Source organism: Aquipseudomonas guryensis (assembly GCF_014164785.1).
Classification (GTDB): domain Bacteria; phylum Pseudomonadota; class Gammaproteobacteria; order Pseudomonadales; family Pseudomonadaceae; genus Aquipseudomonas; species Aquipseudomonas guryensis.
This window is the reverse complement of sequence record NZ_JACJFN010000003.1, coordinates 708,425-731,448: the sequence shown is the minus strand read 5'-3', so window position 1 is coordinate 731,448 and position 23,024 is coordinate 708,425. Positions and strand designations below refer to the sequence as shown.

28 protein-coding genes are annotated in these 23,024 nt (G+C 57.8%); all 28 read left to right on the top strand.

Features of this window, described 5'->3' with window-relative positions:
* Nucleotides 1–115: 115 nt before the first annotated feature.
* The 28 genes from rplJ to rpmD all read left to right on the top strand — a co-directional run bounded on the left by rplJ (nt 116) and on the right by rpmD (nt 23,024).
* Entirely contained in the window at nt 116–616 is a 501-nt protein-coding gene (rplJ, locus tag H3H45_RS15090) for a 50S ribosomal protein L10 (protein WP_182834527.1), read from the top strand.
* Nucleotides 617–696: 80 nt separating this feature from the next.
* On the top strand, nt 697–1,062 hold the full coding sequence (gene rplL / locus H3H45_RS15085) for a 50S ribosomal protein L7/L12 (RefSeq protein WP_182834526.1): 366 nt from the start codon (nt 697–699) through the stop codon (nt 1,060–1,062).
* A 216-nt stretch (nt 1,063–1,278) separates the two neighbouring features.
* The gene (gene rpoB, locus H3H45_RS15080) at nt 1,279–5,352 is read left to right on the top strand and encodes a DNA-directed RNA polymerase subunit beta (protein WP_182834525.1); all 4,074 of its coding nucleotides are present in this window, start codon (nt 1,279–1,281) and stop codon (nt 5,350–5,352) included.
* A gap of 65 nt (nt 5,353–5,417) precedes the next feature.
* Complete coding sequence (rpoC, locus tag H3H45_RS15075; RefSeq protein WP_182834524.1) at nt 5,418–9,614, top strand: DNA-directed RNA polymerase subunit beta'; 4,197 nt, start codon at nt 5,418–5,420, stop codon at nt 9,612–9,614.
* A 159-nt stretch (nt 9,615–9,773) separates the two neighbouring features.
* A complete protein-coding gene (rpsL, locus tag H3H45_RS15070; protein ID WP_021217014.1) occupies nt 9,774–10,145 on the top strand; it encodes a 30S ribosomal protein S12 in 372 nt (123 codons plus the stop codon).
* 104 nt (nt 10,146–10,249) lie between these two features.
* Nucleotides 10,250–10,720 carry a 30S ribosomal protein S7 gene (gene rpsG / locus H3H45_RS15065; RefSeq protein ID WP_173203028.1) on the top strand — a complete coding sequence of 157 codons (471 nt, stop codon included), beginning with the start codon at nt 10,250–10,252 and terminating at the stop codon, nt 10,718–10,720.
* 30 nt (nt 10,721–10,750) lie between these two features.
* The gene (gene fusA, locus H3H45_RS15060; protein ID WP_182834523.1) at nt 10,751–12,856 is read left to right on the top strand and encodes an elongation factor G; all 2,106 of its coding nucleotides are present in this window, start codon (nt 10,751–10,753) and stop codon (nt 12,854–12,856) included.
* A gap of 30 nt (nt 12,857–12,886) precedes the next feature.
* Nucleotides 12,887–14,080: an elongation factor Tu gene (gene tuf, locus H3H45_RS15055; protein WP_182834522.1), complete on the top strand. Its 1,194-nt coding sequence runs from the start codon at nt 12,887–12,889 to the stop codon at nt 14,078–14,080.
* Nucleotides 14,081–14,233: 153 nt separating this feature from the next.
* Nucleotides 14,234–14,545: a 30S ribosomal protein S10 gene (rpsJ, locus tag H3H45_RS15050; RefSeq protein WP_013789756.1), complete on the top strand. Its 312-nt coding sequence runs from the start codon at nt 14,234–14,236 to the stop codon at nt 14,543–14,545.
* Nucleotides 14,546–14,628: 83 nt separating this feature from the next.
* A complete protein-coding gene (rplC, locus tag H3H45_RS15045) occupies nt 14,629–15,264 on the top strand; it encodes a 50S ribosomal protein L3 (protein WP_173203032.1) in 636 nt (211 codons plus the stop codon).
* A gap of 14 nt (nt 15,265–15,278) precedes the next feature.
* Entirely contained in the window at nt 15,279–15,881 is a 603-nt protein-coding gene (gene rplD, locus H3H45_RS15040; RefSeq protein ID WP_173203034.1) for a 50S ribosomal protein L4, read from the top strand.
* Entirely contained in the window at nt 15,878–16,177 is a 300-nt protein-coding gene (gene rplW, locus H3H45_RS15035; protein WP_160082942.1) for a 50S ribosomal protein L23, read from the top strand. The genes rplD and rplW overlap by 4 nt, the downstream gene beginning before the upstream one ends.
* A 14-nt stretch (nt 16,178–16,191) precedes the next feature.
* On the top strand, nt 16,192–17,016 hold the full coding sequence (gene rplB, locus H3H45_RS15030) for a 50S ribosomal protein L2 (RefSeq protein WP_173203036.1): 825 nt from the start codon (nt 16,192–16,194) through the stop codon (nt 17,014–17,016).
* 16 nt (nt 17,017–17,032) lie between these two features.
* Complete coding sequence (gene rpsS, locus H3H45_RS15025) at nt 17,033–17,308, top strand: 30S ribosomal protein S19 (protein WP_173203038.1); 276 nt, start codon at nt 17,033–17,035, stop codon at nt 17,306–17,308.
* An 11-nt stretch (nt 17,309–17,319) separates the two neighbouring features.
* Nucleotides 17,320–17,652, top strand: coding sequence for a 50S ribosomal protein L22 (gene rplV, locus H3H45_RS15020; RefSeq protein ID WP_003103908.1), 333 nt, complete (start codon nt 17,320–17,322; stop codon nt 17,650–17,652).
* A 13-nt stretch (nt 17,653–17,665) separates the two neighbouring features.
* Nucleotides 17,666–18,352 carry a 30S ribosomal protein S3 gene (gene rpsC, locus H3H45_RS15015; RefSeq protein ID WP_160082938.1) on the top strand — a complete coding sequence of 229 codons (687 nt, stop codon included), beginning with the start codon at nt 17,666–17,668 and terminating at the stop codon, nt 18,350–18,352.
* A gap of 12 nt (nt 18,353–18,364) precedes the next feature.
* Complete coding sequence (gene rplP, locus H3H45_RS15010; RefSeq protein ID WP_160082936.1) at nt 18,365–18,778, top strand: 50S ribosomal protein L16; 414 nt, start codon at nt 18,365–18,367, stop codon at nt 18,776–18,778.
* Complete coding sequence (gene rpmC / locus H3H45_RS15005) at nt 18,778–18,969, top strand: 50S ribosomal protein L29 (protein WP_016490538.1); 192 nt, start codon at nt 18,778–18,780, stop codon at nt 18,967–18,969. The genes rplP and rpmC overlap by 1 nt, the downstream gene beginning before the upstream one ends.
* Nucleotides 18,970–18,971: 2 nt before the next feature.
* The gene (gene rpsQ / locus H3H45_RS15000; RefSeq protein WP_173203040.1) at nt 18,972–19,238 is read left to right on the top strand and encodes a 30S ribosomal protein S17; all 267 of its coding nucleotides are present in this window, start codon (nt 18,972–18,974) and stop codon (nt 19,236–19,238) included.
* A gap of 23 nt (nt 19,239–19,261) precedes the next feature.
* Nucleotides 19,262–19,630: a 50S ribosomal protein L14 gene (rplN, locus tag H3H45_RS14995; RefSeq protein WP_003289207.1), complete on the top strand. Its 369-nt coding sequence runs from the start codon at nt 19,262–19,264 to the stop codon at nt 19,628–19,630.
* A 12-nt stretch (nt 19,631–19,642) separates the two neighbouring features.
* Nucleotides 19,643–19,957: a 50S ribosomal protein L24 gene (rplX, locus tag H3H45_RS14990; protein WP_173203042.1), complete on the top strand. Its 315-nt coding sequence runs from the start codon at nt 19,643–19,645 to the stop codon at nt 19,955–19,957.
* Between the two features lie 19 nt (nt 19,958–19,976).
* Nucleotides 19,977–20,516 (top strand): 50S ribosomal protein L5, encoded by a 540-nt coding sequence (gene rplE / locus H3H45_RS14985; protein WP_173203044.1) that lies wholly within the window; start codon nt 19,977–19,979, stop codon nt 20,514–20,516.
* A 13-nt stretch (nt 20,517–20,529) separates the two neighbouring features.
* Nucleotides 20,530–20,835 (top strand): 30S ribosomal protein S14, encoded by a 306-nt coding sequence (rpsN, locus tag H3H45_RS14980; protein WP_182834521.1) that lies wholly within the window; start codon nt 20,530–20,532, stop codon nt 20,833–20,835.
* A gap of 179 nt (nt 20,836–21,014) precedes the next feature.
* Nucleotides 21,015–21,407, top strand: coding sequence for a 30S ribosomal protein S8 (gene rpsH, locus H3H45_RS14975; protein ID WP_160489004.1), 393 nt, complete (start codon nt 21,015–21,017; stop codon nt 21,405–21,407).
* A gap of 12 nt (nt 21,408–21,419) precedes the next feature.
* The gene (rplF, locus tag H3H45_RS14970) at nt 21,420–21,953 is read left to right on the top strand and encodes a 50S ribosomal protein L6 (protein WP_182834520.1); all 534 of its coding nucleotides are present in this window, start codon (nt 21,420–21,422) and stop codon (nt 21,951–21,953) included.
* 10 nt (nt 21,954–21,963) lie between these two features.
* Entirely contained in the window at nt 21,964–22,314 is a 351-nt protein-coding gene (gene rplR / locus H3H45_RS14965; RefSeq protein WP_021219603.1) for a 50S ribosomal protein L18, read from the top strand.
* Between the two features lie 3 nt (nt 22,315–22,317).
* Nucleotides 22,318–22,845 carry a 30S ribosomal protein S5 gene (gene rpsE, locus H3H45_RS14960; protein WP_160082918.1) on the top strand — a complete coding sequence of 176 codons (528 nt, stop codon included), beginning with the start codon at nt 22,318–22,320 and terminating at the stop codon, nt 22,843–22,845.
* A 2-nt stretch (nt 22,846–22,847) separates the two neighbouring features.
* The gene (gene rpmD, locus H3H45_RS14955) at nt 22,848–23,024 is read left to right on the top strand and encodes a 50S ribosomal protein L30 (RefSeq protein WP_003176408.1); all 177 of its coding nucleotides are present in this window, start codon (nt 22,848–22,850) and stop codon (nt 23,022–23,024) included.

Sequence of the window (23,024 nt, the reverse complement as noted above, 5' to 3'; positions counted from 1 at the left end):
CAAGCCTTAAACCTCAAGCCTACGCAGATGGTGCTCCCGATTCCTTACCGAATCAGACACCAAAACGACATCCGGCTTCGGCCAGATGAAACGGTAACAAGCAGGAGTTTTACCCGTGGCAATTAAACTCGAAGACAAGAAGGCCATCGTCGCTGAAGTCAACGAGGCTGCCAAAGTTGCCCTGTCCGCTGTTGTGGCTGATGCCCGTGGTGTGACAGTAGGCGCTATGACCGGACTCCGTAAAGAGGCTCGTGAAGCAGGCGTATACGTGCGTGTCGTACGTAACACCCTGCTCCGTCGTGCCGTTGCTGACACTGAATACAGTGTCCTCAACGACGCCTTCACCGGCCCGACCTTGATCGCTTTCTCCAACGAACACCCGGGCGCTGCTGCTCGTCTGTTCAAAGAGTTCGCTAAAGGTAACGACAAGTTCGAGATCAAGGCAGCTGCGTTCGAGGGCAAGTTCCTCGCAGCAAACCAGATCGATGTGTTGGCTTCGCTGCCAACTCGCGACGAAGCTATTGCACGACTGATGAGCGTGATTCAAGGCGCTACCAGCAAGCTGGCTCGTACTCTGGCGGCCGTTCGCGACCAGAAAGAAGCTGCCGCTGCCTAAGGCCGCATCAGCACTTTCAAAATCATTTGTTTAATTTGATGGCTGCGTAGGCTGTCACCCCAATACAGGAATTTATAGTCATGTCTCTGACTAACGAGCAAATCATCGAAGCCATCGGCCAGAAAACCGTTCTGGAAGTTGTTGAGCTGATCAAGGCGATGGAAGAAACCTTCGGCGTTACCGCTGCTGTTGCCGCTGCTGGCCCGGCTGCTGCTGCCGCTGTTGTTGAAGAGCAAACCGAGTTCAACGTTGTTCTGGTTGAAGCTGGCGAGAAGAAAGTCAACGTGATCAAAGCTGTTCGCGAACTGACTGGTCTGGGCCTGAAAGAAGCCAAAGAGAAAGTCGACACCGCTCCTCAGGTCATCGCTGAAGGCCTGGCCAAGGATGCTGCTGAAGACGCCAAGAAGAAGCTGGAAGAAGCTGGCGCCAAAGTCGAGCTCAAGTAAGCGACGACCTTGCGTCAACAGCCCAAGCGTTGCGCTTAAGGCTGGCGGCTGGTGGCTTTTGCCACCGGCCTTTTTCCGTTATGGGCGATGTGCGTAGGCCTTCGCCCTAACGTGAAAACCCGCTCGAGGGCGGTGCAAACCTAGGGTTTGCAAGATTTTCTGGCTGTTGCCGTCGGGAGCAGCCAAACAAGCAGGTGACCAAGCTGGGGAACGCTGATGGCTTACTCATACACTGAGAAAAAACGTATCCGCAAGGACTTTAGCAAGTTGCCGGACGTGATGGATGTGCCGTATCTCCTGGCCATCCAGTTGGATTCGTACCGCGAATTCCTGCAGGCGGGAGCGAGCAAGGAGCAGTTCCGCGACGTTGGCCTGCATGCGGCCTTCAAGTCCGTATTCCCGATTATCAGCTATTCCGGCAATGCTGCTCTGGAGTATGTTGGCTATCGCCTGGGCGAGCCGGCATTCGACGTCAAAGAGTGCGTGCTGCGTGGCGTGACATTCGCCGTACCGCTGCGGGTCAAAGTCCGTCTGATCATTTTCGACAAAGAATCGTCGAATAAAGCGATCAAGGACATCAAAGAGCAAGAAGTCTACATGGGGGAAATCCCCCTGATGACCGAGAACGGTACCTTCATCATCAACGGTACCGAGCGCGTCATCGTTTCCCAGCTGCACCGCTCGCCGGGTGTGTTCTTCGACCACGACCGTGGCAAAACTCACAGCTCGGGCAAGCTGCTGTATTCGGCGCGTATCATTCCTTACCGTGGCTCCTGGCTGGACTTCGAGTTCGACCCGAAGGACTGCGTGTTCGTGCGTATCGACCGTCGTCGCAAGCTGCCGGCTTCCGTGCTGCTGCGCGCGCTGGGCTATAGCACTGAAGAAGTGCTCAACGCCTTCTACGCCACCAACGTGTTCCACGTGCAGGGCGAGTCGCTCAACCTGGAGCTGGTGCCGCAGCGTCTGCGTGGCGAAATCGCCGCTTTCGACATCAAGGACGAGAAGGGCAAGGTCATCGTTGAGCAGGGCCGCCGTATCACTGCGCGCCACATCAACCAGATCGACAAGGCCGGCATCAAAGAGCTGGAAGTTCCGCTCGACTACGTGCTGGGCCGCACCACCGCGAAAGCCATCGTGCATCCGTCGACCGGCGAGATCGTTGCCGAGTGCAACACCGAGCTGAGCGCCGACCTGCTGGCCAAGATAGTCAAGGCCCAGGTTGTCCGTATCGAGACCCTGTACACCAACGATATCGATTGCGGTCCGTTCATCTCCGACACGCTGAAGATCGACTCCACCAGCAACCAGTTGGAAGCTCTGGTCGAGATCTACCGCATGATGCGTCCTGGCGAGCCGCCAACCAAGGATGCTGCCGAGACCCTGTTCAACAACCTGTTCTTCAGCGCCGAACGTTACGACCTGTCGGCCGTCGGCCGCATGAAGTTCAACCGTCGTATCGGTCGCACCGAGATCGAGGGTTCGGGTGTACTGAGCAAGGAAGACATTGTTGCCGTACTGAAGACCCTGGTTGATATCCGTAACGGCAAGGGCATCGTCGACGACATCGACCACCTGGGTAACCGTCGCGTACGTTGCGTCGGCGAAATGGCCGAGAACCAGTTCCGCGTTGGCCTGGTACGTGTGGAGCGTGCGGTCAAAGAGCGTCTGTCGATGGCTGAAAGCGAAGGCCTGATGCCGCAGGATCTGATCAACGCCAAGCCGGTTGCGGCGGCGGTGAAAGAGTTCTTCGGTTCCAGCCAGCTCTCGCAGTTCATGGACCAGAACAACCCGCTCTCCGAGATCACCCACAAGCGCCGCGTCTCCGCACTCGGCCCAGGTGGTCTGACCCGTGAGCGTGCCGGCTTCGAAGTCCGTGACGTACACCCGACCCACTACGGTCGCGTGTGCCCGATCGAGACCCCTGAAGGTCCGAACATCGGTCTGATCAACTCCCTGGCTGCGTATGCGCGCACCAATCAGTACGGCTTCCTGGAAAGCCCGTACCGTGTGGTCAAGGCCGGTCTGGTTACCGATGAAATCGTCTTCCTGTCCGCCATCGAAGAGGCCGATCATGTGATCGCCCAGGCTTCGGCGACCATGAACGACAAGGGCATGCTGACCGACGAGCTGGTGGCTGTTCGTCACCTGAACGAATTCACCGTCAAGGCGCCGGAAGACGTCACCCTGATGGACGTGTCGCCGAAGCAGGTAGTTTCTGTTGCGGCCTCGCTGATTCCGTTCCTCGAACACGACGACGCCAACCGTGCGTTGATGGGTTCGAACATGCAGCGTCAGGCTGTACCCACCTTGCGCGCCGACAAGCCGCTGGTCGGTACCGGTATGGAGCGCAACGTTGCCCGTGACTCCGGCGTCTGCGTCGTGGCTCGTCGTGGTGGCGTGATCGACTCCGTCGATGCCAGCCGTGTTGTAGTTCGCGTCAATGACGACGAAGTCGAAACTGGCGAAGCCGGCGTCGACATCTACAACCTGACCAAATACACCCGCTCGAACCAGAACACCTGCATCAACCAGCGTCCGCTGGTGAGCAAGGGTGACAAGGTTTCGCGCAGCGACATTCTGGCTGACGGCCCGTCCACCGACATGGGTGAGCTGGCACTGGGTCAGAACATGCGCGTCGCGTTCATGCCGTGGAACGGCTTCAACTTCGAAGACTCCATCTGCCTGTCCGAACGCGTGGTTCAGGAAGACCGCTTCACCACGATCCACATCCAGGAACTGACCTGTGTGGCGCGTGACACCAAGCTTGGCCCAGAGGAAATCACTGCAGACATCCCGAACGTCGGTGAAGCTGCACTGAACAAGCTGGACGAAGCCGGTATCGTTTATGTGGGTGCCGAAGTTGGCGCCGGCGACATCCTGGTCGGCAAGGTCACTCCGAAAGGCGAGACCCAGCTGACTCCGGAAGAGAAGCTGCTGCGTGCGATCTTCGGTGAGAAAGCCAGCGACGTGAAAGACACCTCCCTGCGTGTGCCGACCGGCACCAAGGGCACCGTCATTGACGTGCAGGTCTTCACCCGTGATGGCGTGGAGCGCGACTCGCGCGCCCTGTCCATCGAGAAGATGCAGCTCGACGAGATCCGCAAGGACCTCAACGAAGAGTTCCGCATCGTCGAAGGCGCCACCTTCGAGCGTCTGCGCTCCGCCCTGGTTGGTGCCAAGGCCGAAGGCGGCGCTGGCCTGAAGAAAGGTGCAGTGATCGACGACGCTTACCTCGACGGTCTCGAGCGCGGTCAGTGGTTCAAGCTGCGCATGGCGGAAGATGCTCTCAACGAGCAGCTGGAAAAGGCCCAGGCCTACATCAGCGACCGTCGCCAACTGCTCGACGACAAGTTCGAAGACAAGAAGCGCAAGCTGCAGCAGGGCGACGACCTGGCGCCGGGCGTACTGAAGATCGTCAAGGTCTACCTGGCCATCAAGCGTCGCATCCAGCCGGGCGACAAGATGGCTGGTCGTCACGGTAACAAGGGTGTGGTCTCGGTGATCATGCCGGTCGAAGACATGCCGCACGATGCCAATGGTACCCCGGTCGACATCGTCCTCAACCCGCTGGGCGTACCGTCGCGTATGAACGTCGGGCAGATCCTCGAAACCCACCTGGGCCTTGCGGCCAAAGGTCTGGGCGAGAAGATCAACCGCATGCTCGAAGAGCAGCGCAAGGTCGCCGAGCTGCGCAAGTTCATGCAGCAGATCTACAACGAGATCGGTGGTCGTCAGGAAAACCTGAACGAGCTGTCCGATACCGAGATCCTCGACCTGGCGAAGAACCTGCGTGGCGGTGTGCCGATGGCTACCCCGGTATTCGACGGTGCCAAGGAAAGCGAGATCAAGGCCATGCTCAAGCTGGCCGATCTGCCGGAAAGCGGCCAGATGCGCCTGACTGACGGCCGTACCGGCAACCAGTTCGAGCGTCCGACCACTGTCGGCTACATGTACATGCTCAAACTGAACCACCTGGTCGACGACAAGATGCACGCTCGTTCCACCGGTTCCTACAGCCTGGTTACCCAGCAGCCGCTGGGTGGTAAGGCGCAGTTCGGTGGTCAGCGCTTCGGTGAGATGGAGGTCTGGGCACTGGAAGCCTACGGCGCCGCTTACACCCTGCAGGAAATGCTGACCGTGAAGTCGGACGACGTGAACGGCCGGACCAAGATGTACAAGAACATCGTGGACGGCGATCACCGCATGGAGGCCGGCATGCCCGAGTCCTTCAACGTGTTGATCAAAGAGATCCGCTCGCTCGGTATCGACATCGAACTGGAAACCGAATAACACGCACCGCCTATGCGGCGCCCGGCCAAGGCCGGGTTGCCGCTGGTCCGTGAGGAGGAAAGGCCTTGAAAGACTTGCTGAATCTGTTGAAAAACCAGGGTCAGGTGGAAGAGTTCGATGCGATCCGTATCGGTCTGGCTTCGCCTGAGATGATCCGTTCCTGGTCTTTCGGTGAAGTGAAAAAGCCGGAAACCATCAACTACCGTACCTTCAAGCCTGAGCGCGATGGTCTGTTCTGCGCCAAGATCTTTGGCCCGGTAAAGGATTACGAGTGCCTGTGCGGTAAGTACAAGCGCTTGAAGCATCGCGGCGTGATCTGCGAGAAGTGTGGCGTGGAAGTGGCCCTGGCCAAGGTTCGTCGTGAGCGCATGGCGCACATCGAACTGGCCTCGCCGGTTGCTCACATCTGGTTCCTGAAGTCCCTGCCGAGCCGTATTGGCCTGCTGCTGGACATGACCCTGCGTGACATCGAACGCGTGCTCTATTTCGAGAGCTATGTCGTTATCGATCCGGGCATGACCACCCTGGAAAAGGGCCAGCTGCTGAATGACGAGCAGTACTTCGAAGCTCTCGAAGAGTTCGGTGACGACTTCGACGCGCGCATGGGCGCCGAAGCTGTTCGTGAGCTGCTCAACGCCATCGACCTGGACCACGAGATTGGCCGCCTGCGCGAAGAGATTCCGCAGACCAACTCGGAAACCAAGATCAAGAAGCTGTCCAAGCGCCTGAAGCTGATGGAAGCCTTCAAGGACTCCGGCAACCATCCGGAGTGGATGGTCCTGACCGTTCTGCCGGTACTGCCGCCGGACCTGCGTCCGCTTGTTCCGCTGGATGGCGGCCGCTTCGCGACTTCCGATCTGAACGATCTGTATCGCCGCGTGATCAACCGTAACAACCGTCTGAAGCGCCTGCTTGATCTGTCGGCGCCGGACATCATCGTGCGCAACGAAAAGCGCATGCTGCAGGAAGCAGTCGACGCCCTGCTCGACAACGGCCGTCGCGGTCGCGCCATCACTGGCTCGAACAAGCGTCCGCTGAAGTCGCTGGCCGACATGATCAAAGGTAAGCAAGGTCGCTTCCGTCAGAACCTTCTCGGTAAGCGTGTGGACTACTCCGGTCGTTCCGTGATCACCGTGGGTCCGACTCTGCGTCTGCACCAGTGCGGTCTACCGAAGAAGATGGCGCTTGAGCTGTTCAAGCCGTTCATTTTTGGCAAGCTGGAAATGCGCGGCATGGCGACCACCATCAAGGCCGCCAAGAAGATGGTCGAGCGCGAGCTGCCCGAGGTTTGGGACGTTCTCGCCGAAGTCATCCGCGAACACCCCGTACTGCTCAACCGCGCACCGACCCTGCACCGTCTGGGTATCCAGGCGTTCGAGCCGGTTCTGATCGAAGGTAAAGCGATCCAGCTGCACCCGCTGGTCTGCGCCGCGTACAACGCCGACTTCGACGGTGACCAGATGGCCGTCCACGTACCGCTGACGCTGGAAGCCCAGCTGGAAGCGCGTGCGCTGATGATGTCGACCAACAACATCCTCTCGCCTGCCAACGGCGAGCCGATCATCGTGCCGTCGCAGGACGTGGTTCTGGGTCTGTACTACATGACCCGTGAAGCGGTGAACGCCAAGGGTGAAGGTCGCGTATTCGCCGACCTGCAGGAAGTTGACCGCGTGTTCCGTGGCGGCGAAGCCTCCCTGCACGCTCGGGTCAAGGTACGCGTCAACGAAGTGGTCAACGAGAAGGACGGCTCGGTTACCCGCCGTACCCGCATCGTCGACACGACTGTTGGTCGCGCCCTGCTGTTCCAGATCGTGCCGGCGGGCCTGCCCTTCGACGTGGTCAACCAGTCGATGAAGAAGAAGGCGATCTCCAAGCTGATCAACCAGTGCTATCGCGTGGTTGGTCTGAAAGAGACCGTGATCTTCGCTGACCAGCTGATGTACACCGGTTTCGCCTACTCGACCATCTCCGGTGTGTCGATCGGCGTGAACGACTTCGTCATCCCGGATGAGAAGGCGCGCATCATCGACGCCGCCACCGAGGAAGTGAAGGAAATCGAATCGCAGTATGCCTCCGGCCTGGTAACCCAGGGCGAGAAGTACAACAAGGTGATCGACCTCTGGTCCAAGGCCAACGACGAAGTGTCGAAGGCGATGATGGCCAACCTCTCGAAAGAGTCGGTTGTCGATCGTGAAGGCAAGACCGTCGAGCAGGAGTCCTTCAACTCCATGTACATGATGGCTGACTCCGGTGCTCGTGGTAGCGCCGCGCAGATCCGCCAGCTGGCCGGTATGCGTGGTCTGATGGCCAAGCCGGACGGCTCCATCATCGAGACGCCGATCACCGCCAACTTCCGTGAAGGCCTGAACGTACTGCAGTACTTCATCTCCACTCACGGTGCTCGTAAAGGTCTGGCGGATACCGCACTGAAGACCGCGAACTCCGGTTACCTGACTCGTCGTCTGGTCGACGTGGCGCAGGATCTGGTAGTGACCGAGGTCGATTGCGGTACCGAACACGGTCTGCTGATGACCCCGCACATCGAAGGCGGTGACGTGGTCGAGCCGCTGGGCGAGCGCGTACTGGGTCGAGTGATCGCCAAGGACGTATTCAAGCCGGGCAGCGACGAAGTCATCGTGCCGGCCGGTACCCTGGTCGACGAGCAGTGGGTCGAGTTCATCGAGCGTGCCAGCATCGACGAAGTGATCGTGCGTTCGCCGATCAGCTGCGAAACCCGCTACGGCATCTGCGCCAAGTGCTACGGTCGCGATCTGGCCCGTGGTCATCAGGTCAACATCGGTGAAGCGGTCGGCGTTATCGCGGCCCAGTCCATCGGTGAGCCGGGTACCCAGCTGACCATGCGTACGTTCCACATCGGTGGTGCGGCCAGCCGTACTTCCGCAGCTGACAGCGTTCAGGTGAAGAACGGCGGTGCTATCCGTCTGCACAACCTGAAGCACGTCGAGCGCGTGGACGGCAACCTGGTAGCGGTTTCCCGCTCCGGCGAGCTGGCCGTGGCCGACGAGTTCGGTCGCGAGCGCGAGCGCTACAAGCTGCCGTACGGTGCCGTGATTTCCGTGAAGGAAGGTGACAAGGTCGAAGCTGGCGCCATCGTCGCCAAGTGGGACCCGCACACCCACCCGATCGTGACCGAGATGAAGGGTGTGGTTACCTTCGTCGGCATGGAAGAAGGCATCACCATCAAGCGCCAGACCGACGAACTGACCGGTCTGACCAACATCGAAGTGCTGGATCCGAAAGACCGTCCGGCCGCTGGCAAGGACATTCGTCCGGCGATCAAGATGGTCGACGCCAATGGCAAGGAACTGCTGCTGCCGGGTACTGATGTACCGGCCCAGTACTTCCTGCCGGCCAACGCCCTGGTCGGCGTGGCTGACGGTGCGCAGATTGCGGTCGGTGACGTTATCGCCCGTATCCCGCAGGAAACCTCGAAGACCCGCGACATCACCGGTGGTCTGCCGCGCGTTGCCGACTTGTTCGAAGCGCGTCGTCCGAAAGAAGCCTCGATCCTGGCGGAAATCAGCGGCACCATCGCCTTCGGTAAAGAGACCAAAGGCAAGCGCCGTCTGGTCATTACCCCGACTGATGGCAGCGATCCGTACGAGGAGCTGATTCCGAAGTGGCGTCACCTGAACGTCTTCGAAGGCGAACAAGTGAACCGCGGCGAAGTTATCTCCGACGGCCCGAGCGATCCGCACGACATCCTGCGTCTGCTGGGCGTCAGCGCGCTGGCCAAGTACATCGTCAACGAGATCCAGGACGTTTACCGCCTGCAGGGCGTGAAGATCAACGACAAGCACATCGAGACCATCCTGCGTCAGATGCTGCGTAAAGTTGAGATCACCGAATCCGGCGATTCCAGCTTCATCAAGGGCGACCAGATGGAACTGACCCACGTACTGGGCGAGAACGAGCGTCTGTCGGCTGATGACAAGTTCATCTCCAAGTTCGACCGCGTTCTGCTGGGTATCACCAAGGCCTCGCTGTCCACCGAGTCGTTCATCTCGGCGGCCTCCTTCCAGGAGACCACTCGCGTACTGACTGAAGCGGCGGTTACCGGCAAGCGTGACTATCTGCGCGGCCTGAAGGAAAACGTGGTGGTGGGTCGTCTGATCCCGGCCGGTACCGGTCTGGCTTACCACAGCGAGCGCAAGCGTCGCCGTGAAGCCGACAAGCCGGTGCGAGTGAGCGCCAGTGAAGTGGAAGCGGCGCTGACCGAAGCGCTGAACTCCGGCAATTGAGTGTGATGCCCCGGGCGAGCAATCGTCCGGGGCGTTGCCTTGACTGGGGGCTTCAGTCTCTTTAGACTCATGCACCCCTAAATTTGGCAGGGCGTTGTGCTCTGCCATTTTGCTTTTGTTGTAATAAATAGCGTCGAAAGACAACAGTGGAGCTAGTAGATGGCAACTATCAACCAGCTGGTACGTCAGCCGCGCAAGCGTATCGTCGAGAAATCCGACGTTCCTGCGCTGCAGAACTGCCCGCAGCGTCGTGGCGTGTGCACCCGCGTGTACACCACCACGCCGAAGAAACCGAACTCCGCACTGCGTAAAGTGTGCCGTGTTCGTCTGACCAACGGTTTTGAAGTCACCTCCTACATCGGTGGTGAAGGTCACAACCTGCAAGAGCACAGCGTCGTGCTGATCCGTGGCGGTCGTGTAAAAGACCTTCCGGGTGTGCGCTACCACACTGTTCGCGGTTCGCTGGATACCACCGGCGTTAAAGACCGTAAGCAGGGTCGCTCGAAGTACGGTACCAAGCGTCCGAAGTAATTCGGTTCGCCATTTTTCTTTTTATTGAGTCGATAAGAGTAAGGTCGGGCGTAACCGAATGGTTATGGTCCCGGGCTAACCTGAAGACCGTTTGAGGGCTTATCATGCCAAGACGTCGTGTAGCAGCTAAGCGTGAGATTCTGGACGATCCGAAATACGGAAGCCTGATTCTCGCCAAATTCATGAACCACGTGATGGAAAGCGGCAAGAAAGCAGTCGCCGAGCGTATCGTTTACGGTGCTCTGGAAACTGTTAAAGCGCGCAAGAACAGCGATCCCCTGGAGATCTTCGAGAAAGCTCTCGACGCCATCGCTCCGCTGGTCGAAGTGAAGTCCCGCCGTGTTGGCGGTGCGACTTACCAGGTCCCGGTCGAAGTTCGTCCGTCCCGCCGTAATGCCCTGGCCATGCGTTGGCTGGTGGATTACGCGCGTAAGCGTGGCGAGAAGTCCATGGCTCTGCGCCTTGCTGGCGAGCTGCTGGATGCTGCTGAAGGCAAAGGCGCCGCAGTGAAGAAGCGTGAAGACGTGCACCGTATGGCTGAAGCCAACAAGGCCTTCTCGCACTACCGCTTCTAATTTCAGCGCTTCTAAATTTGCGAGGGCTTTATGGCTCGTACTACACCGATTAACCGGTACCGTAACATCGGTATCGTGGCTCACGTGGACGCGGGTAAAACCACGACCACCGAGCGTGTCCTTTTCTACACCGGCAAAAGCCACAAGATGGGCGAGGTGCATGACGGCGCCGCGACCACCGACTGGATGGTGCAGGAGCAGGAGCGTGGTATTACCATCACCTCTGCTGCCATTACCGCTTTCTGGAAAGGTTCCGAGAAGCAGTACAAGGACGAGCACCGCTTCAACGTCATCGACACCCCGGGGCACGTTGACTTCACCATCGAAGTAGAGCGCTCGCTGCGCGTACTTGACGGCGCTGTCGTTGTGTTCTGCGGCACTTCGGGCGTTGAGCCGCAGTCGGAAACCGTATGGCGTCAGGCCAACAAATACGGCGTTCCGCGTCTTGTTTACGTCAACAAGATGGACCGTGCCGGTGCTGACTTCCTGCGCGTGATCGGTCAGATCAAGCAGCGCCTGGGTCACACTCCAGTGCCGATCCAGCTGGCTATCGGTTCCGAAGACAACTTCCAGGGTCAGATCGATCTGATCAACATGCAAGCTGTCTACTGGAACGATGCTGACAAGGGCATGGTTCCTGTGCGCAAGGAAATTCCGGCTGAATTGCTGGAAGAAGCCGAGAAGTGGCGCAGCAACATGGTTGAGGCTGCGGCCGAAGCCAACGAAGAGCTGATGAACAAGTACCTGGAAGGCGAAGAGCTGAGCATTGCTGAGATCAAGTCGGCCCTGCGTCAGCGTACTATCGCTGGTGAAATCGTTCTGGCTGTTTGCGGTTCTTCCTTCAAGAACAAGGGTGTTCCCCTGGTTCTCGACGCCGTTATCGACTTCCTGCCTGCTCCTACCGACATTCCTGCTATCAAGGGTTCCAACCCGGATAACGAGGAAGAGGAAATGGAGCGTCATGCAAGTGACGACGAGCCGTTCGCGGCACTGGCGTTCAAGATCGCTACCGACCCCTTCGTGGGTACCTTGACCTTCGTCCGCGTTTACTCGGGCGTGTTGGCCTCCGGTGACGGCGTGGTCAACTCGGTTAAGGGCAAGAAAGAGCGCGTGGGTCGTATGGTGCAGATGCACGCAAACGCCCGCGAAGAGATCAAGGAAGTACGCGCTGGTGACATCGCGGCCTTGATCGGCATGAAGGACGTCACCACCGGTGAAACTTTGTGCAACGCTGATCAGCCGATCATCCTGGTTCGCATGGACTTCCCGGAGCCGGTTATTTCGGTTGCCGTGGAGCCTAAGACCAAGGACGACCAGGAAAAAATGGGTATCGCTCTGGGCAAACTTGCTCAGGAAGACCCGTCTTTCCGCGTCAAGACCGATGAGGAGACTGGTCAGACCATCATCTCCGGCATGGGCGAGTTGCACCTGGACATCCTGGTTGACCGGATGCGCCGTGAGTTCAACGTCGAAGCCAACATCGGTAAGCCTCAGGTTTCCTATCGTGAGCGCATCACGAAGAACTGTGAAATCGAAGGCAAGTTCGTTCGTCAGTCCGGCGGTCGTGGTCAGTTCGGCCATTGCTGGATCCGTTTTGCTCCTGCTGACGAAGGTCAGGAAGGTCTGCAGTTCGTGAACGAAGTAGTGGGTGGTGTGGTTCCTAAGGAATACATCCCGGCTATCCAGAAGGGTATCGAAGAGCAGATGAAGAACGGCGTTGTTGCCGGCTATCCGCTGATCGGCCTGAAGGCTACCGTGTTTGATGGTTCTTACCACGACGTCGACTCGAACGAGATGGCGTTCAAGGTGGCTGCCTCCATGGCAACCAAGCAGCTGGCCCAGAAGGGCGGTGGTGAGCTGCTCGAGCCGATCATGGCGGTAGAGGTTGTTACCCCTGAAGACTATATGGGTGACGTGATGGGCGACCTTAACCGCCGTCGCGGCATGATCTTGGGTATGGAAGACACGGTCTCCGGCAAAGTAATTCGCGCCGAAGTTCCGCTGGGTGAGATGTTCGGTTATGCGACCGACGTCCGTTCCATGTCTCAGGGTCGCGCTAGCTACTCTATGGAATTCAAAAAATACAATACGGCTCCGTCGCACATCGTCGAGTCTGTAACCAAAAAACAAGGCTGATTCAGCCCTTTAGGCAAGGAGTTCACTGTCGTGGCTAAAGAAAAGTTTGAACGTAACAAACCGCACGTCAACGTAGGCACCATCGGTCACGTTGACCACGGTAAAACCACCCTGACCGCAGCTCTGACCCGCGTTTGCTCCGAAGTATTCGGTTCGGCTCGCGTTGACTTCGACAAGATCGACAGCGCCCCGGAAGAAAAAGCTCGCGGTATCACCATCAACACCGCTCACGTTGAGTACGACTCGGCTGTTCGCCACTACGCGCACGTTGACTGCCCGGGCCACGCCGACTACGTCAAAAACATGATCACCGGTGCTGCCCAGATGGACGGCGCGATCCTGGTTTGCTCCGCTGCTGACGGCCCGATGCCGCAGACCCGCGAGCACATCCTGCTGTCCCGTCAGGTAGGTGTTCCGTACATCGTGGTCTTCCTGAACAAGGCTGACATGGTTGACGACGCCGAGCTGCTGGAACTGGTTGAGATGGAAGTTCGTGACCTGCTGTCGACCTACGACTTCCCGGGCGACGACACTCCGATCATCATCGGTTCTGCTCTGATGGCTCTGAACGGCCAAGACGACAACGAAATGGGCACCAGCGCTGTGAAGAAGCTGGTTGAAACTCTGGACAGCTACATCCCAGAGCCGGTTCGTGCCATCGACAAGCCGTTCCTGATGCCGATCGAAGACGTATTCTCGATCTCCGGCCGCGGTACTGTAGTTACCGGTCGTGTAGAGCGCGGTATCGTTAAGATCCAGGAAGAAATCGAGATCGTTGGTCTGCGTGACACCACCAAGACCACCTGCACCGGCGTTGAAATGTTCCGCAAGCTGCTCGACGAAGGTCGTGCTGGTGAGAACTGCGGCGTTCTGCTGCGCGGCACCAAGCGTGACGACGTAGAGCGTGGTCAGGTTCTGGCCAAGCCGGGCACCATCAAGCCGCACACCAAGTTCGAAGCTGAAGTGTACGTGCTGTCCAAAGAGGAAGGCGGTCGTCACACTCCGTTCTTCAAGGGCTACCGTCCGCAGTTCTACTTCCGTACCACCGACGTAACCGGTTCGTGCGAACTGCCGGAAGGCGTTGAAATGGTAATGCCGGGCGACAACGTGAAAATGGTTGTCACCCTGATCAAGCCGATCGCCATGGAAGATGGTCTGCGTTTCGCGATTCGCGAAGGCGGCCGTACCGTTGGTGCTGGCGTGGTTGCCAAGATCATCGAGTAATCGATTGTCGCGGTAAAAGAAAAGGCCCTTCGGGGCCTTTTCTGTTTTCTGATCAAAAGTTGACACCCCCTGGACGCATCCGTACAATCACGCCTCCTTTTAACGGGCGTAGTCCGTCCGTTGGGGATAGCAGAGATAGAGTCTGAGGTCAAAATGCAAAACCAACAAATCCGTATTCGGTTGAAGGCTTTTGACCATCGCCTGATCGATCAATCCACCCAGGAAATCGTGGAAACCGCGAAACGTACTGGTGCTCAGGTGCGTGGTCCTATTCCTCTGCCTACTCGCAAGGAGCGTTTCACCGTACTGACTTCTCCGCACGTCAACAAAGACGCGCGTGATCAGTACGAGATTCGCACTCATAAGCGTGTTCTGGACATCGTCCAGCCGACGGATAAAACCGTTGACGCGCTGATGAAGCTTGACCTTGCAGCTGGCGTGGAAGTGCAGATCAGCCTCGGCTAAAACCTTGGGGTTTTAGTCGTGTAACGCTCTGAAATGGGCGGCCATAGCGGGTGAAAGCCCCGTACACTCATGAGGTTTACAACATGACTATTGGTGTAGTCGGTCGTAAGTGCGGCATGACCCGCATTTTCACCGAAGAAGGTGTCTCCATTCCGGTTACGGTCATTGAGATCGAGCCGAATCGCGTCACCCAGTTCAAAACTGAAGAAAGCGATGGCTATCGCGCCGTGCAGGTTACCGTTGGTGAGCGTCGTGCTTCCCGCGTAACCAAGGCTCAGGCTGGCCACTTTGCCAAGGCAAATGTTGCTGCTGGTCGCGGTGTTTGGGAATTCCGTCTTGAAGAAGGCGAGTACCAGGCTGGCGATCAGATCACCGCTGAGTTGTTCCAAGCTGGTCAGCTGGTGGATGTCACCGGTGAATCCAAGGGTAAAGGCTTTGCCGGTACCATCAAGCGTTGGAACTTCCGTGGTCAGGACAATACCCACGGTAACTCCCTCTCTCACCGCGTCCCGGGCTCCATCGGCCAGTGCCAGACTCCTGGTCGTGTATTCAAGGGCAAAAAAATGTCCGGTCATATGGGCGCTGAGCGCGTGACCGTGCAGTCCCTGGAAGTTGTGCGCGTCGACGCTGAACGCAATCTGCTGCTGGTCAAGGGTGCCGTTCCTGGCGCTACTGGCGGCAATCTGGTTGTGCGTCCGGCTACCAAGGCTCGCGGTTAAGGGGAGATGCTGAGATGCAATTGAATGTAACTAACGCTCAGGCGATCGAAGTCTCCGACGCGACTTTCGGTAGCGAATACAACGAGACCCTGGTTCACCAGGCCGTTGTCGCCTACATGGCTGGCGGTCGTCAGGGCAGCAAGCAGCAGAAGACTCGTTCCGACGTGTCCGGTGGTGGCAAGCGTCCGTGGCGTCAGAAGGGCACTGGTCGTGCTCGTGCTGGTACCACTCGTGGTCCGATCTGGCGTGGCGGTGGCGTGACCTTCGCAGCTCGTCCGCAGAACCATGACCAGAAGCTCAACAAGAAGATGTATCGCGCCGCTCTGCGCTCGATCCTCTCCGAGTTGGTGCGTGCTGATCGCCTGGTTGTTGTAGAAGACTTCGCTGTTGATGCGCCGAAAACCAAGGTTCTCCTGGACAAGCTGAATGGCATGGGTCTGAACGACGTTCTGATCGTGTCTGATGCTGTTGATCAGAACCTGTACCTGGCTGCGCGCAACCTGCCGCACGTCGACGTACGCGACGTTCAAGGTTCCGATCCTGTCAGCCTGATCGCCTACGACAAGGTGCTGGTCACCGTGTCTGCCGTGAAGAAATTCGAGGAGCTGCTGGGATGAACCAGGAACGCGTATTCAAAGTGCTGGTTGGCCCGCATGTCTCCGAGAAAGCCACTGTGCTGGCGGACGGCAAGAGCCAATTCGTTTTCAAGGTTGCCACTGATGCAACCAAGCTGGAAATCAAGAAGGCCGTCGAAAGCCTGTTCAACGTGAAAGTGGCCGCTGTTAATACCGTGAACGTTCTCGGTAAAAGCAAGCGCACCGCTCGCGGCGTTGGCAAGCGTAACGACTGGAAGAAGGCGTACATCGCTCTTCAGCCGGGCCAGGACATCGATTTCGCCAGCAGTGCTGAGTAAGGTAGGGGTGCATCATGGCAATCGTTAAATGCAAACCGACTTCCGCTGGCCGCCGTTTCGTGGTCAAGGTGGTCAATCAGGAGCTGCACAAAGGCGCTCCTCATGCTCCGCTGCTCGAGAAGAAGTCGAAGACTGGCGGCCGTAACAACAACGGTCGCATCACCACTCGTCACATTGGTGGTGGTCACAAGCAGCACTATCGTCTGGTCGATTTCCGTCGCAACGACAAAGATGGCATCCCAGCCACTGTCGAGCGTATCGAATACGATCCGAACCGTACCGCGCACATCGCTCTGCTGAAGTACGCCGACGGTGAGCGTCGCTACATCATCGCGCCGAAAGGCGTGAGCGCTGGTGATCAGCTGATCGCTGGTTCCGCTGCTCCGATCAAGGCTGGCAACAGCATGTCGCTGCGCAGCATCCCGGTGGGTTCGACCGTTCACGGTATCGAGCTGAAGCCAGGTAAAGGTGCTCAGATCGCGCGTTCCGCTGGTGCTTCGGCTCAGCTGGTTGCTCGTGAAGGTGCTTACGTCACTCTGCGTCTGCGCTCCGGCGAGATGCGTAAAGTACTGGCTGAATGCCGTGCGACCCTGGGCGAAGTCTCGAACTCCGAGCACAGCCTGCGTTCGCTGGGTAAAGCTGGTGCCAAGCGCTGGCGCGGTGTTCGCCCGACCGTTCGCGGTGTGGCGATGAACCCGGTAGACCACCCACATGGTGGTGGTGAAGGTCGTACCTCTGGTGGCCGTCATCCGGTGTCTCCATGGGGCTTCCCGACTAAGGGCGCGAAGACTCGTGGTAACAAACGCACCGACAACATGATCGTCCGTCGTCGCAAGTAACTAGAGGGATACGACAGTGCCGCGTTCTCTGAAAAAAGGTCCTTTTATCGATCTTCACCTACTGAAGAAGGTCGAAGTGGCGATGGAAAAGAATGATCGCAAGCCGGTTAAAACCTGGTCGCGTCGTTCCATGATCCTGCCGCAAATGGTCGGTCTGACCATCGCTGTACATAACGGTCGCCAACACGTCCCCGTTCTCGTGAACGAAGACATGGTCGGCCACAAACTCGGCGAGTTCGCTGGTACCCGCACTTATCGTGGGCACGTGGCGGACAAGAAAGCCAAGCGTTAAGGGGTAAGGAAATGGAAGTAGCCGCTAAGTTGTCGGGCGCTCGCATCTCCGCCCAGAAAGCCCGCTTGGTCGCCGACCAGATCCGCGGGAAGAAGGTGGGCGAAGCGCTCAACCTCCTGGCTTTCAGCAGTAAGAAAGCCGCCGAGATCATGAAGAAAGTGCTGGAGTCGGCCGTAGCCAACGCCGAGCACAACGAGGGCGCAGACGTTGATGACCTGAAGGTCAGCACCGTTTTCGTCAACGAGGGGCGTTCGCTGAAGCGCATCATGCCGCGTGCCAAAGGCCGCGCTGATCGCATCGTCAAGCGGTCTTGCCATATCACTGTCAAGGTTGCGGACAAGTAACGGAGTCGATCAGATGGGTCAGAAAGTACATCCCACTGGCATTCGCCTGGGAATCGTCAAGGAGCACACCTCCGTTTGGTACGCAGACAAGCGTCAATACGCTGATTATCTGTTTGCCGACCTCAAGGTCCGTGAGTATCTCCAAGACAAACTAAAAAGCGCGTCCGTAAGCCGTATCGACATTGCTCGTCCGGCTCAGACTGCACGCATCACCATCCACACCGCTCGTCCCGGCATCGTGATCGGCAAGAAAGGTGAAGATGTTGAGAAGCTGCGTCAGGACCTGACCAAGCAAATGGGTGTGCCGGTGCACATCAACATCGAAGAGATCCGCAAGCCGGAACTCGACGGTCTGTTGGTAGCACAGAGCGTTGCTCAGCAGCTGGAGCGTCGTGTGATGTTCCGCCGCGCCATGAAACGTGCCGTACAAAACGCCATGCGTATTGGTGCCAAGGGCATCAAGATCCAGGTGAGCGGTCGTCTTGGCGGTGCAGAAATCGCCCGTACCGAATGGTATCGCGAAGGTCGTGTGCCTCTGCACACCCTGCGTGCCGATATCGATTACGCCACTTACGAAGCGCACACCACTTACGGTGTGATCGGTGTGAAGGTTTGGATCTTCAAAGGTGAGGTCATCGGTGGCCTCAAAGAAGAGCTGAAACCACAAGCGCCCGCTCCTCGTAAAAAAGCTGCCAAGTAAGGAGTACGCAAAATGCTGCAACCCAAGCGTACAAAATTCCGCAAGCAGATGACTGGCCACAACCGTGGTCTGGCTCAGCGCGGTAGCAAAGTCAGCTTCGGCGAATTCGCCCTGAAAGCTGTTGCACGTGGTCGCCTGACTGCTCGTCAGATCGAGTCGGCTCGTCGTGCCCTGACTCGTCACGTTAAGCGTGGCGGTAAAATCTGGATCCGTGTTTTCCCGGACAAGCCTGTTACCAAAAAGCCCCTCGAAGTTCGTATGGGTAAAGGGAAGGGCGGCGTCGAGTACTGGGTAGCCCAGATTCAGCCGGGCAAGGTTCTGTACGAGATCGAAGGTGTTCCAGAAGAGCTGGCGCGTGAGGCATTCGCCCTGGCTGCTGCAAAGCTGCCCCTCGCCACCTCCTTTGTTAAGCGGACGGTGATGTGATGAAAGCGAATGAACTTCGTGAAAAATCGGTTCAGCAGCTGAACGAGCAACTGCTCGGTCTGCTGCGCGATCAGTTCAATCTGCGTATGCAGAAAGCAACTGGTCAGTTGGGGCAGTCTCACCTGCTCTCGCAAGTGAAGCGCGACATTGCTCGCGTGAAGACTGTGCTCAACCAGCAGGCAGGTAAGTAATCATGGCTGAAGCTGAGAAAACCGTCCGCACGCTGACTGGCCGCGTCGTCAGCGACAAAATGGACAAGACCATCACCGTTCTGATCGAGCGCCGCGTTAAGCACCCGATCTACGGTAAATACGTGAAGCGTTCGACCAAACTGCACGCCCACGACGAAACCAATCAGTGCCGCATCGGCGACAAGGTCACCATTCGTGAGACCCGTCCGCTGGCCAAGACCAAGTCTTGGGCTCTGGTCGAAGTCGTCGAACGTGCCGTGGAAGTCTAAGGACTAGGGGTCGGAGAAATTATATGATTCAGACTCAATCCATGCTCGACGTCGCTGACAACAGCGGTGCTCGTCGCGTTATGTGCATCAAGGTCCTTGGTGGTTCGCACCGTCGTTACGCCGGTATCGGCGACATCATCAAGGTCACCGTCAAGGAAGCAATTCCGCGCGGTAAAGTGAAGAAAGGCCAGGTGATGACCGCTGTTGTGGTCCGCACCCGTCACGGCGTTCGTCGTCCTGATGGCTCGATCATCCGCTTTGATGGCAACGCTGCTGTTCTGCTGAACAACAAGCAAGAGCCGATCGGCACCCGTATCTTCGGGCCAGTGACTCGTGAACTTCGTTCTGAGAAGTTCATGAAGATCGTCTCGCTCGCCCCCGAAGTGCTGTAAGGAGAAGCCGTCATGCAAAAGATTCGTCGTGATGACGAGATCATCGTGATCGCCGGCAAAGACAAAGGTAAGCGTGGCAAGGTGCTCAAGGTTCTCGCTGACGACCGTCTGGTCGTTGGTGGGATCAACCTGGTGAAGCGCCATACCAAGCCGAACCCGATGCTGGGTGCTCAAGGCGGTATCGTCGAGAAAGAGGCGCCTCTGCACGTCTCTAACGTCGCCATTTTCAACAATGAAACCAACAAGGCTGACCGCGTTGGCTTCAAAGTTGAAGACGGTAAGAAAATTCGTGTCTTCAAGTCCACCCAAAAGCCGGTTGGCGCTTGAGAATCATAGGTAGAACACCATGGCACGACTGAAAGAGATTTACCGGAAGGAAATCGCTCCCAAGCTGAAGGAAGAACTGAAGCTGGGCAACGTGATGGAAGTTCCGCGCGTTACCAAGATCACCCTGAACATGGGTATCGGCGAAGCGATCGGCGACAAGAAAGTCATCGAGCACGCTGTTGCTGACCTGGAAAAGATCACCGGTCAAAAAGCCGTCGTGACCTATGCCCGCAAGTCCATTGCAGGCTTCAAGGTTCGCGAGGGCTGGCCGATCGGCGTCAAGGTGACCCTGCGTCGCGATCGTATGTACGAATTCCTGGATCGCCTGCTCGCGATCTCCCTGCCGCGCGTGCGTGACTTCCGCGGCCTGAATGCCAAGTCCTTCGACGGCCGTGGCAACTACAGCATGGGTGTCAAAGAGCAGATCATTTTCCCGGAAATCGATTACGACAAGATCGATGCGCTGCGTGGTCTGGACATTACCCTGACCACCACTGCCCGTACGGACGACGAAGGCCGCGCTCTGCTGCGTGCATTCAAGTTCCCGTTCCGCAACTGATTGGAGTTGGATCATGGCCAAAATGAGCATGAAAAACCGTGAGCTGAAGCGTCAGCAAACGGTAGCCAAGTACGCCAAGAAGCGTGCCGAGCTGAAAGCTGTCATCGCCAACCCTAACTCCACTCCGGAGCAGCGTTGGGAAGCCCAGGTCGCCCTGCAAAAGCAACCGCGTGACGCCAGCGCCAGCCGCCTGCGTAACCGTTGCCGCATCACCGGCCGTCCGCACGGCGTTTACCGCAAGTTCGGCCTCGGCCGTATCAAGCTGCGTGAAGCTGCCATGCGTGGTGATGTACCGGGTCTGGTCAAGGCCAGCTGGTAATAAAAACGAAGCCGGCCTAGTGCCGGCTTTGTCTTTCTATGAATCAAGCCCCTTTTGGGGCTTGATTCATTTTTGATCGGTCTCTAGAATGTCCGGCTCTCCTGAGCCTGCATTCTGTGCGCCGGTTCAGGATGGTTCCAGCCGTAAGGCTGTTCTTTTTGTTTAGGAGCATCTAGCCCATGAGTATGCAGGACCCGTTAGCGGACATGCTAACTCGTATCCGTAATGCCCAGATGGCTGAAAAGTCCGTCGTAAGCATGCCGTCTTCCAAGCTGAAGGTGGCTGTAGCCCAGGTTCTGAAGAACGAAGGTTATATTGCGGGTTATCAGATCAGCAGCGACGTAAAACCGCAGCTGTCCATCGAGCTGAAGTACTTCGAGGGCCGTCCGGTCATTGAAGAAGTAAAACGCGTCAGCCGCCCTGGTCTGCGTCAGTACAAGCCCGTCGACCAGCTGCCGAAAGTTCGCGGCGGTCTCGGTGTATCCATCGTCTCCACCAACAAGGGTGTGATGACGGATCGCGCTGCGCGCGCTGCCGGTGTCGGCGGCGAAGTGCTTTGCACTGTGTTCTAAGGGGGGATAAGCATGTCTCGCGTTGCTAAGAACCCCGTCAAGCTACCGGCAGGTGTCGAGATTAATCTCGCTGGCCAGAAGCTTTCGGTTAAGGGTGCCAAGGGCACTCTGGAGCTGAATGTACATTCGTCCGTGGAAGTGATCCAGGAATCTGGTGAGCTGCGTTTTGCTGCGCGTAATGGCGATCAGCAGAATCGTGCCATGGCCGGTACCACCCGTGCGTTGGTCAACAACATGGTCATTGGCGTCAGCCAAGGCTTTGAGCGCAAGCTGCAACTGGTTGGCGTGGGCTACAAAGCCCAGGCTAAAGGCCAGGTGCTGAACCTTGCTCTTGGCTTCTCGCACCCGGTGGACTACCAACTGCCGGAAGGCATCACCGCTGAAACCCCGAGCCAGACCGATATCCTGATCAAGGGTATCGACAAGCAAATGGTTGGTCAGGTGGCTGCCGAGATTCGCGACTTCCGTCCGCCAGAGCCGTACAAAGGCAAAGGTGTGCGTTACGCCGACGAAGTCGTCCGTCGTAAAGAAGCTAAGAAGAAGTAGGGCATAGCAAATGAGCGTAAAGAAAGAAACTCGTCTGCGCCGTGCTCGCAAGGCACGCCTGAAAATGCGCGAGCTGGAAACCGTACGCCTTTGCGTGTATCGCTCTTCCCAGCATATCTACGCCCAGGTCATTTCGGCCGACGGCGCCAAGGTCCTGGCTACCGCCTCGACTCTGGACAAAGAACTGCGTGACGGCGCCACTGGCAACGTCGACGCGGCCAAAAAGGTTGGCCAACTGGTCGCTGAGCGTGCGAAAGCCGCTGGCGTTACCCAGGTTGCGTTCGATCGTTCTGGCTTCAAGTACCACGGCCGTGTGAAAGCACTGGCTGATGCTGCTCGTGAAGGCGGGCTGGAGTTCTAAGTTATGGCAAATAACGAGCAAAAGCGCGATCGCGGTAACCGTGACGATGCCCAGAGCGATGGCTACACCGAGAAACTGGTGCAGGTTAACCGCGTTGCCAAGACCGTCAAAGGCGGCCGTATCTTCACTTTCACCGCGTTGACCGTGGTAGGTGATGGCAATGGTCGTGTTGGCTTCGGTCGTGGCAAGTCTCGCGAAGTACCTGCTGCCATCCAGAAGGCGATGGAAGCTGCACGTCGCAACATGATTCAGGTCGACCTGAACGGCACCACTCTGCAATACCCGATGAAGGCAGTTCATGGCGCGTCCCACGTGTTCATGCAGCCGGCTTCCGAAGGTACCGGCATCATCGCTGGCGGCGCCATGCGTGCTGTGCTGGAAGTGGCTGGCGTGCAGAACGTTCTGGCCAAGTGCTACGGCTCGACTAACCCGGTGAACGTGGTTCATGCCACCTTCAAGGGTCTGAAGGCCATGCAGTCCCCTCAGTCCATCGCTGCCAAGCGTGGCAAGAGTGTTGAGGAGATCCGCTGATCATGGCTACCGTCAAAGTTACGCTGATCAAGAGCATGACCGGCCGTATCCCTAACCACAAACTGTGCGTTAAGGGTCTGGGTCTGCGTCGCATCGGTCACACTGTAGAAGTCCAGGATACTCCCGAGAATCGCGGGATGATCAACAAGGCTTACTACATGCTGCGCGTCGAGGGTTAA

Excerpts from the sequence above, each read along its gene's own strand:
- rplL (WP_182834526.1), top strand. The coding sequence starts at position 697 with ATGTCTCTGACTAACGAGCAAATCATCGAAGCCATCGGCCAGAAAACC.
- rpoB (WP_182834525.1), top strand. The coding sequence starts at position 1,279 with ATGGCTTACTCATACACTGAGAAAAAACGTATCCGCAAGGACTTTAGC.
- rpsL (WP_021217014.1), top strand. The coding sequence starts at position 9,774 with ATGGCAACTATCAACCAGCTGGTACGTCAGCCGCGCAAGCGTATCGTC.
- rpsG (WP_173203028.1), top strand. The coding sequence starts at position 10,250 with ATGCCAAGACGTCGTGTAGCAGCTAAGCGTGAGATTCTGGACGATCCG.
- fusA (WP_182834523.1), top strand. The coding sequence starts at position 10,751 with ATGGCTCGTACTACACCGATTAACCGGTACCGTAACATCGGTATCGTG.
- rpsJ (WP_013789756.1), top strand. The coding sequence starts at position 14,234 with ATGCAAAACCAACAAATCCGTATTCGGTTGAAGGCTTTTGACCATCGC.
- rplC (WP_173203032.1), top strand. The coding sequence starts at position 14,629 with ATGACTATTGGTGTAGTCGGTCGTAAGTGCGGCATGACCCGCATTTTC.
- rplD (WP_173203034.1), top strand. The coding sequence starts at position 15,279 with ATGCAATTGAATGTAACTAACGCTCAGGCGATCGAAGTCTCCGACGCG.
- rplW (WP_160082942.1), top strand. The coding sequence starts at position 15,878 with ATGAACCAGGAACGCGTATTCAAAGTGCTGGTTGGCCCGCATGTCTCC.
- rplB (WP_173203036.1), top strand. The coding sequence starts at position 16,192 with ATGGCAATCGTTAAATGCAAACCGACTTCCGCTGGCCGCCGTTTCGTG.
- rplV (WP_003103908.1), top strand. The coding sequence starts at position 17,320 with ATGGAAGTAGCCGCTAAGTTGTCGGGCGCTCGCATCTCCGCCCAGAAA.
- rpsC (WP_160082938.1), top strand. The coding sequence starts at position 17,666 with ATGGGTCAGAAAGTACATCCCACTGGCATTCGCCTGGGAATCGTCAAG.
- rplP (WP_160082936.1), top strand. The coding sequence starts at position 18,365 with ATGCTGCAACCCAAGCGTACAAAATTCCGCAAGCAGATGACTGGCCAC.
- rpmC (WP_016490538.1), top strand. The coding sequence starts at position 18,778 with ATGAAAGCGAATGAACTTCGTGAAAAATCGGTTCAGCAGCTGAACGAG.
- rpsQ (WP_173203040.1), top strand. The coding sequence starts at position 18,972 with ATGGCTGAAGCTGAGAAAACCGTCCGCACGCTGACTGGCCGCGTCGTC.
- rplN (WP_003289207.1), top strand. The coding sequence starts at position 19,262 with ATGATTCAGACTCAATCCATGCTCGACGTCGCTGACAACAGCGGTGCT.
- rplX (WP_173203042.1), top strand. The coding sequence starts at position 19,643 with ATGCAAAAGATTCGTCGTGATGACGAGATCATCGTGATCGCCGGCAAA.
- rplE (WP_173203044.1), top strand. The coding sequence starts at position 19,977 with ATGGCACGACTGAAAGAGATTTACCGGAAGGAAATCGCTCCCAAGCTG.
- rpsN (WP_182834521.1), top strand. The coding sequence starts at position 20,530 with ATGGCCAAAATGAGCATGAAAAACCGTGAGCTGAAGCGTCAGCAAACG.
- rpsH (WP_160489004.1), top strand. The coding sequence starts at position 21,015 with ATGAGTATGCAGGACCCGTTAGCGGACATGCTAACTCGTATCCGTAAT.
- rplF (WP_182834520.1), top strand. The coding sequence starts at position 21,420 with ATGTCTCGCGTTGCTAAGAACCCCGTCAAGCTACCGGCAGGTGTCGAG.
- rplR (WP_021219603.1), top strand. The coding sequence starts at position 21,964 with ATGAGCGTAAAGAAAGAAACTCGTCTGCGCCGTGCTCGCAAGGCACGC.
- rpsE (WP_160082918.1), top strand. The coding sequence starts at position 22,318 with ATGGCAAATAACGAGCAAAAGCGCGATCGCGGTAACCGTGACGATGCC.
- rpmD (WP_003176408.1), top strand. The coding sequence starts at position 22,848 with ATGGCTACCGTCAAAGTTACGCTGATCAAGAGCATGACCGGCCGTATC.